At 60.5% G+C, this 12,768-nt stretch carries 15 protein-coding genes; 12 read left to right on the plus strand and 3 right to left on the minus strand.

The window, feature by feature from the left end:
• Positions 1 to 131: 131 nt before the first annotated feature.
• The 10 genes from J3P90_RS04160 (at position 132) to hisC (ending at position 8,091) form a co-directional block, all read left to right on the plus strand.
• Entirely contained in the window at positions 132 to 941 is an 810-nt protein-coding gene (locus J3P90_RS04160) for an ATP-binding cassette domain-containing protein (protein WP_420765514.1), read from the plus strand.
• The gene (gene mlaE, locus J3P90_RS04165) at positions 941 to 1,738 is read left to right on the plus strand and encodes a lipid asymmetry maintenance ABC transporter permease subunit MlaE (RefSeq protein ID WP_420765513.1); all 798 of its coding nucleotides are present in this window, start codon (positions 941 to 943) and stop codon (positions 1,736 to 1,738) included. Before J3P90_RS04160 ends, mlaE begins: the two co-directional genes overlap by 1 nt.
• Positions 1,738 to 2,205 carry an outer membrane lipid asymmetry maintenance protein MlaD gene (gene mlaD, locus J3P90_RS04170; RefSeq protein ID WP_420765512.1) on the plus strand — a complete coding sequence of 156 codons (468 nt, stop codon included), beginning with the start codon at positions 1,738 to 1,740 and terminating at the stop codon, positions 2,203 to 2,205. The genes mlaE and mlaD overlap by 1 nt, the downstream gene beginning before the upstream one ends.
• 11 nt (positions 2,206 to 2,216) lie before the next feature.
• Positions 2,217 to 2,870 (plus strand): MlaC/ttg2D family ABC transporter substrate-binding protein, encoded by a 654-nt coding sequence (locus J3P90_RS04175; RefSeq protein WP_420765511.1) that lies wholly within the window; start codon positions 2,217 to 2,219, stop codon positions 2,868 to 2,870.
• An 8-nt stretch (positions 2,871 to 2,878) separates the two neighbouring features.
• Positions 2,879 to 3,184, plus strand: a complete 306-nt coding sequence (locus J3P90_RS04180) for an STAS domain-containing protein (protein ID WP_434560631.1) — start codon at positions 2,879 to 2,881, stop codon at positions 3,182 to 3,184.
• A gap of 114 nt (positions 3,185 to 3,298) precedes the next feature.
• A complete protein-coding gene (locus J3P90_RS04185) occupies positions 3,299 to 3,538 on the plus strand; it encodes a BolA family protein (RefSeq protein WP_003221710.1) in 240 nt (79 codons plus the stop codon).
• A 22-nt stretch (positions 3,539 to 3,560) separates the two neighbouring features.
• Entirely contained in the window at positions 3,561 to 4,826 is a 1,266-nt protein-coding gene (gene murA, locus J3P90_RS04190; protein ID WP_144922830.1) for a UDP-N-acetylglucosamine 1-carboxyvinyltransferase, read from the plus strand.
• A gap of 126 nt (positions 4,827 to 4,952) precedes the next feature.
• Complete coding sequence (gene hisG, locus J3P90_RS04195; protein WP_047699553.1) at positions 4,953 to 5,588, plus strand: ATP phosphoribosyltransferase; 636 nt, start codon at positions 4,953 to 4,955, stop codon at positions 5,586 to 5,588.
• A 123-nt stretch (positions 5,589 to 5,711) separates the two neighbouring features.
• Positions 5,712 to 7,037, plus strand: a complete 1,326-nt coding sequence (gene hisD, locus J3P90_RS04200) for a histidinol dehydrogenase (RefSeq protein WP_434607752.1) — start codon at positions 5,712 to 5,714, stop codon at positions 7,035 to 7,037.
• Between the two features lies 1 nt (position 7,038).
• Complete coding sequence (gene hisC / locus J3P90_RS04205) at positions 7,039 to 8,091, plus strand: histidinol-phosphate transaminase (protein WP_420765509.1); 1,053 nt, start codon at positions 7,039 to 7,041, stop codon at positions 8,089 to 8,091.
• A gap of 204 nt (positions 8,092 to 8,295) precedes the next feature.
• Here hisC and J3P90_RS04210 read toward each other — a convergent pair whose 3' ends face one another.
• The 3 genes from J3P90_RS04210 to algW all read right to left on the minus strand — a co-directional run bounded on the left by J3P90_RS04210 (position 8,296) and on the right by algW (position 10,733).
• On the minus strand, positions 8,296 to 9,015 hold the full coding sequence (locus tag J3P90_RS04210; RefSeq protein ID WP_434607748.1) for a DUF4198 domain-containing protein: 720 nt from the start codon (positions 9,013 to 9,015) through the stop codon (positions 8,296 to 8,298).
• A gap of 120 nt (positions 9,016 to 9,135) precedes the next feature.
• Positions 9,136 to 9,414, minus strand: coding sequence for a hypothetical protein (locus J3P90_RS04215; RefSeq protein WP_434611704.1), 279 nt, complete (start codon positions 9,412 to 9,414; stop codon positions 9,136 to 9,138).
• Between the two features lie 158 nt (positions 9,415 to 9,572).
• Positions 9,573 to 10,733 carry a Do family serine endopeptidase AlgW gene (gene algW / locus J3P90_RS04220; RefSeq protein WP_420765507.1) on the minus strand — a complete coding sequence of 387 codons (1,161 nt, stop codon included), beginning with the start codon at positions 10,731 to 10,733 and terminating at the stop codon, positions 9,573 to 9,575.
• A 104-nt stretch (positions 10,734 to 10,837) separates the two neighbouring features.
• Here algW and J3P90_RS04225 point away from each other — a divergent pair, with 104 nt between their 5' ends.
• Positions 10,838 to 11,596 carry a Nif3-like dinuclear metal center hexameric protein gene (locus J3P90_RS04225; RefSeq protein WP_434560621.1) on the plus strand — a complete coding sequence of 253 codons (759 nt, stop codon included), beginning with the start codon at positions 10,838 to 10,840 and terminating at the stop codon, positions 11,594 to 11,596.
• 253 nt (positions 11,597 to 11,849) lie between these two features.
• Entirely contained in the window at positions 11,850 to 12,767 is a 918-nt protein-coding gene (cysD, locus tag J3P90_RS04230) for a sulfate adenylyltransferase subunit CysD (protein ID WP_434675861.1), read from the plus strand.
• Position 12,768 lies beyond the last annotated feature (1 nt).

Genomic DNA, 12,768 nt, shown 5'->3' on the forward strand with positions numbered 1-12,768 from the left:
GCGGGGGGTTGGCCTTGGGCGCCTGACGCTTGCAGTGATATAGTTCGCCGCCGGTTCGTGTGCCCGGCGGTACCGGCATTTGTCGGCTGGCCTGGGCATTCGGATATGAGGCTGCATCGCAAGGAGTTTAGATGAGTGCCGACAACGCCTACGCGGTCGAGCTGAAGGGACTGTCCTTCAAGCGAGGGACGCGCAGCATTTTCAATGACATCGATATTCGCATCCCGCGCGGCAAGGTGACCGGCATCATGGGGCCTTCCGGGTGCGGAAAGACCACGCTGCTGCGGCTGATGGGGGCACAACTGCGCCCTAGCGCCGGCGAAGTCTGGGTCAATGGCCAGAACCTTCCAAAGTTGTCGCGCAGCGATTTGTTCGATGCGCGCAAGCATATGGGGGTGCTGTTCCAGAGCGGCGCGCTGTTTACCGACCTCGATGTGTTCGAGAACGTGGCGTTTCCCCTGCGGGTCCATACCGAACTGCCGGACGAAATGATCCGCGACATCGTTTTGCTCAAGCTGCAGGCCGTCGGGCTGCGCGGGGCCCTGGATTTGATGCCGGATGAACTGTCCGGTGGCATGAAGCGTCGCGTGGCGTTGGCGCGGGCCATCGCCCTCGATCCAAAAATCCTCATGTACGACGAGCCCTTTGTTGGCCAGGACCCCATTGCCATGGGCGTGCTCGTGCGGTTGATCCGCCTGCTCAATGACGCCCTGGGCATCACCAGCATCGTGGTGTCCCACGACCTGGCCGAAACCGCGAGCATCGCCGACTACATCTATGTCGTTGGCGATGGCCAGGTGCTGGGGCAGGGTACGCCCAAGGAATTGAAGGATTCGGACAACCCACGCATTCGCCAATTCATGAAAGGTGACCCGGACGGTCCGGTGGCGTTTCATTTTCCGGCCACGGATTACCGTACCGATCTGCTGGGGAAGCGCTGATGCGCAAGAAATCATTAATAGAAAGAATTCGCCTGTTCGGCCGTTCCGGCATCGACGTGCTGGCCGTGCTGGGGCGTTCCACGCTGTTCCTGATGCACGCACTGCTCGGACGCAATTCGACCGGAGGCGGTTTTGGCCTGCTGGTCAAGCAATTGCATTCGGTGGGGGTGATGTCCCTGGTGATCATCGTCGTCTCGGGCATCTTCATTGGCATGGTACTGGCTCTCCAGGGCTTCAGCATCCTGTCCAGCTATGGATCGGAGCAAGCGGTCGGGCAAATGGTCGCGCTGACCTTGTTGCGCGAGCTCGGGCCCGTGGTGACGGCGCTGCTGTTCGCTGGGCGTGCCGGGTCGGCGTTGACCGCTGAAATCGGCAACATGAAGTCCACCGAGCAGTTGTCCAGCCTGGAAATGATTGGTGTCGATCCGCTCAAGTACATCATTGCCCCGCGCCTGTGGGCCGGCTTCATCTCGCTGCCGGTGCTGGCGATGATCTTCAGTGTCGTGGGGATCTGGGGAGGCTCCTGGGTGGCCGTCGATTGGCTGGGGGTCTATGAAGGTTCCTACTGGTCCAACATGCAGAACAGCGTCGACTTTCTCGACGATGTGCTCAACGGTGTGATCAAGAGTGCCGTATTCGCTTTCGTGGTCACCTGGATCGCCGTGTTCCAAGGTTATGACTGTGAGCCCACGTCAGAGGGGATCAGCCGTGCCACAACCAAGACCGTGGTCTATGCCTCGTTGGCCGTCCTGGGCCTTGACTTTATTCTGACCGCCTTGATGTTTGGAGATTTCTGATGCAAAACCGCACCCTGGAAATCGGTGTCGGCCTTTTCTTGCTGGCTGGCATCCTGGCTTTGCTGCTGCTGGCCCTGCGAGTCAGTGGACTGGCGCCGACCGCGAGCACCGATACTTATAAACTTTATGCTTATTTTGACAATATCGCCGGTTTGACGGTCAGAGCCAAGGTAACCATGGCCGGTGTCACCATCGGCAAGGTCACGGCAATCGATCTGGACCGCGACAGTTTCACCGGTCGGGTAACGCTGCAACTGGAAAAGCGGGTGGATAACCTGCCGACTGACTCCACTGCATCGATTCTCACGGCTGGGCTGTTGGGCGAGAAATACATCGGTATCAGCGTGGGTGGGGAAGATGCCTTGCTCAAGGACGGTGGGACCATCCACGATACACAGTCGTCCCTGGTGCTCGAGGACCTGATCGGTAAATTCCTGCTCAATACCGTGAACAAAGACGCCAAATGAGGAGCTATTGAATGATCTCTATCCTGCGACGCAGCCTGCTGGTCTTGCTGGCGGCCCTGCCGCTGATGGGCAATGCCGTGGCGGCGCCTTCGGCGCACGACATCATCAAGACCACCACGGATCAACTTCTGGCGGATCTCTCTGCCAATAAGGAAAAGTACAAGCAGGACCCGGGTGCGTTCTATGAATCCCTGAACCGTATCGTCGGGCCGGTCGTGGATGCCGATGGCATTTCCAAGAGCATCATGACCGTCAAATACTCGCGCAAGGCTACGCCCGAGCAGATGACCCGCTTTCAGGAAAACTTCAAGCGCAGCCTGTTCCAGTTCTATGGCAACGCCTTGCTCGAGTACAACAACCAGGGCATCACGGTCGATCCGGCCAAGGATGAGTCAGGTGATCGCACCAGCGTCGGCATGACGGTCAAGGGCAATAACGGCGCCGTATATCCGGTGTCCTACACGCTCGAGAAAATCAGCGGCGAGTGGAAAGTACGCAACGTGATCATCAACGGCATCAACATCGGCAAGTTGTTCCGCGATCAATTCGCCGATGCGATGCAGCGCAACGGCAACGACCTGAACAAGACCATCGACGGTTGGGCGGGTGAAGTCGCCAAGGCGAAGGAAGTTGCCGAAGATGCCCAAGAGAAGCAGCAACAATGAATGCGTCGGTGAGTGAGTCGGCCGTTCGCCTGGGCGAGTCTGGCGAGTTGCTGCTCAGTGGCGTGCTGGATTACCGCACCGGCCCGGGTTTGCGCAAGCAGGGCCAGGCGTTGATCCAATCCGCCAAGGCCGCCGAGTTGGTCATTGACTGCTCGGCGGTGGAAAAGTCCAGCAGCGTCGGCCTGTCCCTCCTGCTGTGCTTCATGCGCGACGCCAAGGCCGCCGGCAAGACGTGGAGCATCCGTGGGATGCCTGAGGACATGCGCGAAATAGCCCAGGTCAGCGAATTGACCGAGCTGTTGGAGCACCCCTGATTCACAACTTCGTAAAAGCCCCCCGTCAGAGTCCTGCTTCGCGGGGTTCGCAGGCGCGGGGCTTTTTTGTATGATGTGCGACCCGTGCGCACAGGGCGCCGATTGAGGTTGAGCATGCAGGCTGTAGAAGTGAAGAGCTTCCTTGAAGGAAAGCTGCCTGGTACGCAGGTGGAAGTTGAAGGCGAAGGCTGCAATTTCCAGCTGAACGTGATCAGCGATGAACTGGCGGCGTTGAGCCCGGTGAAGCGTCAGCAGAGCATCTATGCCCATTTGAACCCATGGATCGCCGATGGCAGCATCCACGCGGTCACTATGAAATTTTTCAGCCGCGCGGCCTGGGCCGAGCGCACCTGAGCCCAAGGGCGTCGAGATTCTTATGGATAAATTGATTATTACCGGCGGCGTTCGCCTCGATGGCGAAATCCGTATTTCCGGAGCAAAGAACTCCGCGCTGCCGATCCTGGCCGCGACGCTGCTGTGCGATGGCCCTGTGACCGTGGCCAACCTGCCGCACCTGCACGACATCACCACGATGATCGAGCTGTTCGGTCGCATGGGCATCGAACCTGTGATCGACGAGAAACTCGCCGTCGAAATCGACCCACGTACCATCAAGACCCTGGTCGCGCCGTACGAACTGGTCAAGACCATGCGTGCCTCGATCCTGGTGCTCGGCCCGATGGTCGCCCGTTTCGGTGAAGCCGAAGTGGCGCTCCCTGGCGGTTGCGCCATCGGTTCGCGTCCAGTGGACCTGCACATCCGTGGCCTGGAGGCCATGGGCGCGGTGATCGATGTCGAGGGCGGCTACATCAAGGCCAAGGCCCCTGAAGGCGGCCTGCGTGGCGCGCATTTCTTCTTCGATACCGTCAGCGTGACCGGGACCGAGAACATCATGATGGCCGCCGCATTGGCCAAGGGCCGCAGCGTGCTGCAAAACGCCGCTCGCGAGCCCGAGGTGGTGGACCTGGCGAACTTCCTGATCGCCATGGGCGCCAAGATCAGCGGCGCTGGCACCGACACCATCACCATCGATGGCGTCGAGCGCCTGCACTCGGCCACTTACAAAGTGATGCCGGACCGTATTGAAACGGGCACCTACCTGGTTGCCGCCGCCGTCACCGGTGGCCGCGTCAAGGTCAAGGACACCGATCCGACCATCCTTGAAGCTGTGCTGGAAAAACTCAAGGAAGCTGGCGCCGAAGTCACCTGCGGCGAAGACTGGATCGAAGTGAACATGCACGGCAAGCGGCCGAAAGCCGTCAACGTGCGGACCGCTCCCTACCCAGCGTTCCCGACCGACATGCAGGCGCAGTTCATCTCCCTCAACGCCATTGCCGAAGGCACGGGCGCGGTGATCGAGACGATCTTCGAAAACCGCTTCATGCACGTCTATGAGCTGCACCGCATGGGCGCCAAGATCCAGGTCGAAGGCAACACCGCCATCGTCACCGGCGCCGAGAAACTCAAGGGCGCGCCGGTCATGGCAACCGACCTGCGGGCCTCGGCCAGCCTGGTGATCTCGGCCCTGATCGCCGAGGGCGATACCTTGATCGACCGCATCTACCACATCGACCGCGGCTACGAGTGCATCGAAGAAAAACTGCAGATGCTCGGCGCCAAGATCCGCCGCGTGCCGGGCTAGTTCCGGCTGCATGGCACAAGGATGTGCCAGGATTTCGTTTCAAATCGAGGGTGGTTGCGCCCTCGATGTATGTCCGGCGCCGCTTGCGACCGGGCATGAGTACCTTGATTAGGACTGACGTTTCCCATGTTGACCATCGCACTGTCCAAGGGCCGCATCCTTGACGACACCCTGCCGCTTCTGGCTGAAGCGGGCATTGTGCCGACCGAGAATCCGGACAAGAGCCGCAAGCTGATCATCCCCACGACCCAGGCCGACGTGCGCTTGTTGATCGTGCGCGCCACCGATGTGCCGACGTACGTGGAGCATGGCGCCGCCGACCTGGGCGTTGCCGGCAAGGACGTACTGATGGAATACGGCGGCCAGGGTTTGTACGAGCCGCTGGACCTGCGCATCGCTCGCTGCAAGCTGATGACCGCTGGCAAGGTCGGCGCGCCCGAGCCCAAAGGGCGCCTGCGGGTCGCGACCAAGTTCGTCAACGTTGCCAAGCGCTACTACGCCGAACAAGGCCGCCAGGTCGACATCATCAAGCTCTACGGCTCGATGGAGCTGGCGCCGTTGATCGGCCTGGCGGACAAGATCATCGACGTGGTCGACACGGGCAACACCCTGCGCGCCAACGGCCTGGAACCCCAGGATTTCATCGCCGACATCACCTCCCGGCTGATCGTCAACAAGGCTTCGATGAAAATGCAGCACGCCCGTATCCAGGCTTTGATCGATACCCTGCGCAAGGCAGTGGAATCGCGACACCGCGGCTGATTCACCTGCGCGACCTTGAGTCGCGCCCGTCTATCCGCGTCATAGCCAATTTTCTCAGGTGCCCCCGCGAATGGACTGGTAGCTTAGGGCGCCTGAGCATTTGCCATTAATGAGGCCCTCGCTATGACCGCTCCCACCTCGATTCGCCGACTCAATGCTGCCGACCCGGATTTCGCACATCATCTGGATCATCTGCTGAGCTGGGAGAGTGTGTCCGACGACTCGGTCAACCAGCGGGTGCTGGACATCATCAAGGCCGTGCGCGAGCGTGGCGACGATGCCTTGGTGGAATTCACACAGAAGTTCGACGGCCTGCACGTGGCGTCGATGGCCGACCTGATCCTGCCGCGCGAGCGTCTGGAACTGGCCTTGACCCGAATCACCGTGGCCCAGCGCGAAGCCTTGGAAAAAGCCGCGTCCCGGGTACGCAGTTATCACGAGCGGCAGAAACAGGATTCGTGGAGCTACACCGAGGCCGACGGCACGGTGCTGGGCCAGAAGGTCACGCCGCTGGACCGCGCCGGCTTGTACGTGCCGGGTGGCAAAGCGTCCTATCCGTCCTCGGTGCTGATGAACGCGATCCCGGCCAAGGTCGCCGGCGTGACTGAAGTGGTCATGGTTGTCCCGACCCCGCGCGGCGAAATCAACGAACTGGTGCTGGCTGCCGCCTGCATTGCCGGCGTGGACCGGGTGTTCACCATTGGCGGTGCCCAGGCCGTGGCCGCGTTGGCCTATGGCACGCAAAGCGTGCCGCGGGTCGACAAGGTAGTCGGTCCGGGCAACATCTATGTCGCCACTGCCAAGCGCCACGTGTTTGGTCAGGTCGGCATCGACATGATTGCTGGCCCTTCGGAAATCCTCGTGGTGTGCGACGGTCAGACCGATCCGGACTGGATCGCCATGGACCTGTTTTCCCAGGCCGAGCATGATGAAGATGCCCAGGCCATCCTGGTCAGCCCGGACGCCGAATTTCTCGACAAAGTGGCCGCCAGCATCGACAAGTTGCTGCCGACCATGGACCGCGCCGAGATCATCAACACCTCCATCAATGGCCGTGGTGCCCTGATCAAGGTCGATGACATGGAGCAGGCCATCGAAGTCGCCAACCGCATCGCGCCGGAGCACTTGGAACTGTCGGTTGCCGATCCCCAGGCTTGGTTGCCGAAGATCCGCCATGCCGGCGCGATCTTCATGGGCCGTCACACCTCCGAGGCGCTGGGCGACTATTGCGCCGGACCGAACCATGTACTGCCGACCTCCGGCACCGCGCGCTTCTCGTCGCCGCTGGGGGTTTATGACTTCCAGAAACGCTCCTCGATCATTTTCTGCTCGGAGCAGGGCGCGTCCGAACTGGGCAAGACCGCGTCGGTGCTGGCCCGTGGCGAATCGCTGAGCGCCCACGCCCGCAGCGCCGAATACCGCATCAAAGACGAACGGAAGGGGAACTGAAATGAGTAGATTCTGGAGCCCGTTCGTCAAGGACCTGGTGCCGTATGTGCCAGGCGAACAGCCGAAGCTGACCCGCCTGGTCAAGCTCAACACCAACGAGAATCCCTATGGCCCATCGCCCAAGGCCCTCGCGGCGATGCAGACCGAACTCAATGACAACCTGCGCCTGTATCCGGACCCCAATAGCGATTTGCTGAAAAGCGCCGTCGCCCGGTATTACGGTGTGCAAACCAACCAAGTGTTCCTGGGCAACGGTTCGGATGAGGTGCTGGCGCACATCTTCCACGGTCTGCTTCAGCACAACCAACCGGTGTTGTTCCCGGACATCAGCTACAGCTTCTACCCGGTCTATTGCGGGCTGTACGGCATCGAGTTCGACGCGGTGCCGCTGGATGAACAGTTCCGGATCGACCCGACGGATTACGCCAAGCCGAACGGCGGGATCATCTTCCCCAACCCGAACGCGCCGACCGGCTGCCTGCTGGCGCTTGACGCGGTCGAGCAGATCCTCAAGGGCAGCCCGGATTCGGTGGTGGTCGTCGACGAGGCTTACATCGACTTTGGTGGCGAAACGGCCATCAGCCTGGTGGATCGGTATCCGAACCTGCTGGTCACGCAGACGCTGTCCAAGTCTCGCTCGTTGGCGGGATTGCGAGTGGGCCTGGCGGTGGGGCATCCGGATCTGATCGAAGCGTTGGAGCGGATCAAGAACAGCTTCAACTCCTATCCGTTGGATCGTCTGGCAAATGTCGGTGGCGCGGCGGCGTTCGACGATCGCGAGTATTTCGACCGAACCTGCCGGTTGGTGATCGAGCACCGCGAGTGGGTGGTGGCCAAACTGGAGGCCAGGGGCTTTGAAGTGCTGCCATCGGCGGCCAACTTCATTTTCGCTCGTCACCCCCGGTACGACGCAGCGGGGTTGGCGGCGAAACTGCGTGAGCAGGGCGTGATCGTGCGGCACTTCAAGCAGGAGCGCATCGCGCAGTTCCTGCGGATCAGCATCGGTACGCCGGAGCAGAACCAGGCGCTGATCGACGGCCTAGGCGAGCTCTAAAGCGCTGCATGGATCCTGTGGGAGCGGGCTTGCTCGCGAAGGCTGTGTGTCAGTTAACGCCTGGATGACTGACCCAACGCCATCGCGGGCAAGCTCGCTCCCACATTGATTTCAGGGCGTCCTAACGATCAGCGACACTGAAATCCTTTGTGGGAGCGAGCTTGCTCGCGATAGTGGCCAGATCAGCTCCCACAATTTCAGCGCTTACTCGTGATGCGGCTCGCCAAGGAACGTCAGCGACGTAAACACCCCGCGCGTCGCGACATCCTTATTGTCCTTGAGCGGGATTTCCATCTGCGCGGCAATGACATTCAACCCTTCATTACGTACCGGTACCTTGGCCCGTCCCTCGGCGTCGGTTTGCGTGGTGACAGTACCTGGCGCGCTGCGATAGTCGCCCACCAGTTTCACGCCAGCGGCAGGTTTGCCATCGATCAGCACTCGCACCGGCAAAGGCTGGCCGGGGCCGACGGTCAGTGGGTCGACTTCCGGTACGATGACGAACTTGATCTGATCCAGTTTCGGCAGCTTCGCTCCCGGCTCATAGATCGCCAGGCTGTACTTGAAGGTCTGGGTCGATTCGATCGCCCCGGGTACCTTGCTGCGGCCTTCGTTGATCCACTTCTTGTCGGCGGTCTGTGACCACATGCCGTTGTCCAGGGCGACGGCCAGCACGGCCGGCGGCTTGAGGGGTTGCAGGCGAGCGTGGTCCGGCAGACGCTCCACGGTGACGGGGATCATGTTGCCGCCCAGGTCGTAGGCCCAGGCGCCACTGATTTTCTTCGCCTTGAAGGCGTTGTCCTCGGCGCCGTGACCGTAGATCACTTCGATGTTGCCGCGTCGCTGTTCTGTCCACAGGCCATGGGCCGAAGCCTGGGTGGCCAGGAGCAGGGCGAGCAGGGTGAAGGTCTTGGGGTATTTCATGCTGACTTCCTTATAGATTGGGGGTGAGGCTGACAGTGAAGTTGCGTGGATCACCGGGCGTGACCCAGTAATTGCTGTAGGAGCGTTCGTAGTATTTTTCGTCGAAAATGTTGTTCAGGTTCAGGCCCCGAGGTCGACCATCCCCCGTACTTCAAGTTGAGTAATGCTGTCGTGCCAATTGTTGTCTCGCTCACGGTAACGACGGTTCACCGTGTGGCCGTCGGCATTCAACGGGCGCGCTTCGGAAGCGAATCCCCAGAGTTCACCCTGCTTGTAATGGCTGGCCAGATGCACATTGATGGCGTCCAGTTCCAGGGGCTGGATTTCTTCGGCAAAAGCCGGATCGCCGAGCAACCCCAGGGTGAGGCTGGCAATGGAAATCCGTTTCAGAGATGACATGTTATGTTGTTCCAATTTTTAGCATTGAAACAATATAACACTACTAATGAGAATTTATGCTATCTGTAATTTCAGGTGTGGTTGTGGTCGCTGGATATCGAGAAGATGTGGCGAGGGGATAAATCCCCTCGCCAAGTAATCTCGCCAAAGTGGCGTGCTTACTGTTCTTCTTTAAGCACCACCGGCGCGGGTGGCGGGCGCAGGCCAATCTCAGCCGTGAGCTTGAGTTCCTTGCCGTTGCGCATGACCTGAATCGTGACCTTGTCGGTGGGTTTGATCCGCGCTACCTGGTTCATCGAGCGCCGGCCATCGCCGGCCGGTTCGCCGTCGATGCTCAGGATGACATCACCCAATTGCAGGCCTGCCTTCTGCGCCGGACCGTCGCGGAAGATGCCCGCCACCACGATGCCGGGTCGCCCGGACAAGCCGAACGACTCCGCCAGTTCCTGGGTCAGCGGTTGGACCTCGATGCCCAGCCAGCCACGAATCACCTGGCCGTGTTCGATGATGGACTTCATTACCTCCATGGCCAGCTTCACCGGAATGGCAAAACCGATGCCCTGGCTGCCACCGGATTTGGAAAAGATCGCCGTGTTGATCCCGGTGAGATTGCCGTTGGCATCCACCAGGGCGCCACCGGAGTTGCCAGGGTTGATGGCAGCGTCTGTCTGGATGAAATCTTCGTAGTTGTTCAGGCCCAGTTGGTTTCGGCCGGTGGCGCTGATGATGCCCATGGTCACGGTCTGGCCAACGCCGAACGGGTTGCCGATTGCCAGGGTCACGTCGCCGATTCGGATGCTGTCGGAACGGCCAATGGTGATCGCGGGGAGGTTCTTCAGATCGATCTTCAGTACCGCGAGGTCGGTTTCCGGATCGCTGCCGATCACCCGGGCCAGGGTTTCACGGCCGTCCTTGAGTGCTACCACGATCTGGTCGGCACCGCTGGTGACGTGGTTGTTGGTCAGGATATAACCTTCCGGGCTCATGATCACACCCGAGCCCAGGCTCGACTCCATGCGCTTCTGCTTGGGCGAGTTGTCGCCGAAAAAACGCCGGAATTGCGGGTCTTCAAACAGCGGGTGGTTGGGCTTGTTGATGACTTTGGTGGTGTACAGGTTCACGACCGCCGGCGCCGCCAGGGTGACCGCGTCGGCATAGGACACCGGCCCCTGCTGCGGCGCCTTGGCTTGGGGCGCTTGTTGCAGGTTGACGTCGAGGCTTGGCAGCCCGACCCATTCCGGGTAGCGCTGGATAATCAATAAAGCGACAAGCACGCCGGCCAACAGCGGCCAGCCGGAAAAACGCAGCGCCTTGAACATTAAGCACGTCCTACAAAGGTTGCAGGCGGGATGGGACCGCCCATAATGTCGCGCATTATACGAGGCCGCGCGCGCCTCTGGACGGGATATTTAGGAGTCTTTTCATGGCCGTCGCCCTGAACACCCTGGTAGAAGAAGCGGACCGTTACCTGGCAAGCAGCCGGATCGCCGATTATTGCCCCAACGGCTTGCAGGTCGAAGGCGCCCCGCAGGTGATGCGTATCGTCAGCGGCGTGACGGCCAGCCAGGCGTTGCTCGATGCTGCCGTGGAGGCCGAGGCCGACCTGGTCCTGGTGCATCACGGCTATTTCTGGAAGGGCGAGAATCCCTGCATCACCGGGATGAAGCAGCGGCGCCTGAGAACCTTGCTCAAGCACGATATCAGCCTGCTGGCCTATCACTTGCCCCTGGACTTGCATGCCGAAGTCGGCAACAACGTACAACTTGCCCGACAACTGGACATCACCGTCGAAGGGCCGCTGGATCCGGATAATCCAAAGATCGTCGGCCTCGTGGGTTCTCTGTCCGAACCGATGACGCCTCGGGATTTCGCCCGCAAGGTCCAGGAAGTCATGGGCCGCGAGCCGTTGCTGATAGAAGGGGAGCAGATGATCCGCCGAGTCGGCTGGTGTACCGGTGGCGGCCAGGGTTACATCGACCAGGCGGTACTGGCCGGCGTCGATCTGTACCTCAGTGGCGAGGCGTCCGAGCAGACCTTCCACAGCGCGCGGGAAAACGGCATCAGCTTCATCGCCGCCGGGCATCATGCGACCGAGCGCTACGGCGTCCAGGCGCTGGGCGACTACCTGGCGCGGCGTTTTGCGCTGGAACACATCTTCATCGACTGCCCGAATCCGATCTGAGCCACTGATTGCCCCCTGTGGGAGCGAGCCTGCTCGCGAAAGCGTTATACCAGACACATTGATATTGACTTAGACACCGCCTTCGCGAGCAGGCTCGGTCCCACAAAAGACCAATGCGGCACCCGAACCGGCAGGCATATCCATATGCTGTTTCGATCTAGTTGGCGCCCTGATTAGAAGAGGTCGCTGTGCTAGGATTCCCCGCTCGAACACGGCCCGCTGGCCGTTCATAAGAAAGCTTTCGTGAGTAGCCATGGTCGACAAACTGACGCATCTGAAACAGCTGGAGGCGGAAAGCATCCACATCATCCGCGAGGTGGCCGCCGAGTTCGATAACCCGGTGATGCTGTACTCCATCGGTAAAGACTCCGCCGTGATGCTGCACCTGGCACGCAAGGCGTTCTTCCCCGGCAAGCTGCCGTTTCCGGTGATGCACGTCGACACCCGGTGGAAATTCCAGGAAATGTACAAGTTCCGCGACCGCATGGTCGAAGAACTCGGCTTGGACCTGATCACCCATATCAACCCGGACGGCGTGGCGCAGAACATCAACCCGTTTACCCACGGTAGCGCCAAGCACACCGACATCATGAAGACCGAGGGCCTGAAACAGGCGCTCGACAAGCATGGTTTCGACGCAGCCTTCGGTGGCGCCCGTCGTGATGAAGAGAAGTCCCGCGCCAAGGAGCGCGTCTACTCGTTCCGCGACAGCAAGCACCGCTGGGACCCGAAGAACCAGCGCCCGGAGCTGTGGAACGTCTACAACGGCAAGGTCAACAAAGGCGAGTCGATCCGCGTCTTCCCATTGTCGAACTGGACCGAGCTGGACATCTGGCAGTACATCTACCTCGAAGGCATCCCGATCGTGCCGCTGTACTTCGCCGCCGAGCGTGAAGTGATCGAGAAGAACGGCACGCTGATCATGATCGATGACGAGCGCATCCTCGAGCACCTGTCCGACGAAGACAAAGCCCGAATCGTCAAGAAGAAAGTACGTTTCCGTACCCTTGGCTGCTACCCGTTGACGGGCGCGGTGGAGTCCCAGGCCGAGAGCCTGACGGACATCATCCAGGAAATGCTCCTGACGCGAACTTCCGAGCGCCAGGGCCGGGTCATCGACCACGATGGCGCAGGCTCGATGGAAGATAAAAAACGTCAGGGTTATTTCTAAG

This window comes from Pseudomonas sp. D3-10 (assembly GCF_051132175.1).
Classification (GTDB): Bacteria; Pseudomonadota; Gammaproteobacteria; order Pseudomonadales; family Pseudomonadaceae; genus Aquipseudomonas.

Bases quoted from the DNA above. Each gene is read 5' to 3' on its own strand.
- hisC (WP_420765509.1), top strand. From the start codon at position 7,039: ATGAGTAGATTCTGGAGCCCGTTCGTCAAGGACCTGGTGCCGTATGTG.
- J3P90_RS04160 (WP_420765514.1), top strand. From the start codon at position 132: ATGAGTGCCGACAACGCCTACGCGGTCGAGCTGAAGGGACTGTCCTTC.
- J3P90_RS04210 (WP_434607748.1), bottom strand. From the start codon at position 9,015: ATGAAATACCCCAAGACCTTCACCCTGCTCGCCCTGCTCCTGGCCACC.
- J3P90_RS04185 (WP_003221710.1), top strand. From the start codon at position 3,299: ATGCAGGCTGTAGAAGTGAAGAGCTTCCTTGAAGGAAAGCTGCCTGGT.
- hisD (WP_434607752.1), top strand. From the start codon at position 5,712: ATGACCGCTCCCACCTCGATTCGCCGACTCAATGCTGCCGACCCGGAT.
- J3P90_RS04215 (WP_434611704.1), bottom strand. From the start codon at position 9,414: ATGTCATCTCTGAAACGGATTTCCATTGCCAGCCTCACCCTGGGGTTG.
- murA (WP_144922830.1), top strand. From the start codon at position 3,561: ATGGATAAATTGATTATTACCGGCGGCGTTCGCCTCGATGGCGAAATC.
- hisG (WP_047699553.1), top strand. From the start codon at position 4,953: ATGTTGACCATCGCACTGTCCAAGGGCCGCATCCTTGACGACACCCTG.
- J3P90_RS04175 (WP_420765511.1), top strand. From the start codon at position 2,217: ATGATCTCTATCCTGCGACGCAGCCTGCTGGTCTTGCTGGCGGCCCTG.
- J3P90_RS04225 (WP_434560621.1), top strand. From the start codon at position 10,838: ATGGCCGTCGCCCTGAACACCCTGGTAGAAGAAGCGGACCGTTACCTG.
- mlaD (WP_420765512.1), top strand. From the start codon at position 1,738: ATGCAAAACCGCACCCTGGAAATCGGTGTCGGCCTTTTCTTGCTGGCT.
- mlaE (WP_420765513.1), top strand. From the start codon at position 941: ATGCGCAAGAAATCATTAATAGAAAGAATTCGCCTGTTCGGCCGTTCC.
- algW (WP_420765507.1), bottom strand. From the start codon at position 10,733: ATGTTCAAGGCGCTGCGTTTTTCCGGCTGGCCGCTGTTGGCCGGCGTG.
- cysD (WP_434675861.1), top strand. From the start codon at position 11,850: ATGGTCGACAAACTGACGCATCTGAAACAGCTGGAGGCGGAAAGCATC.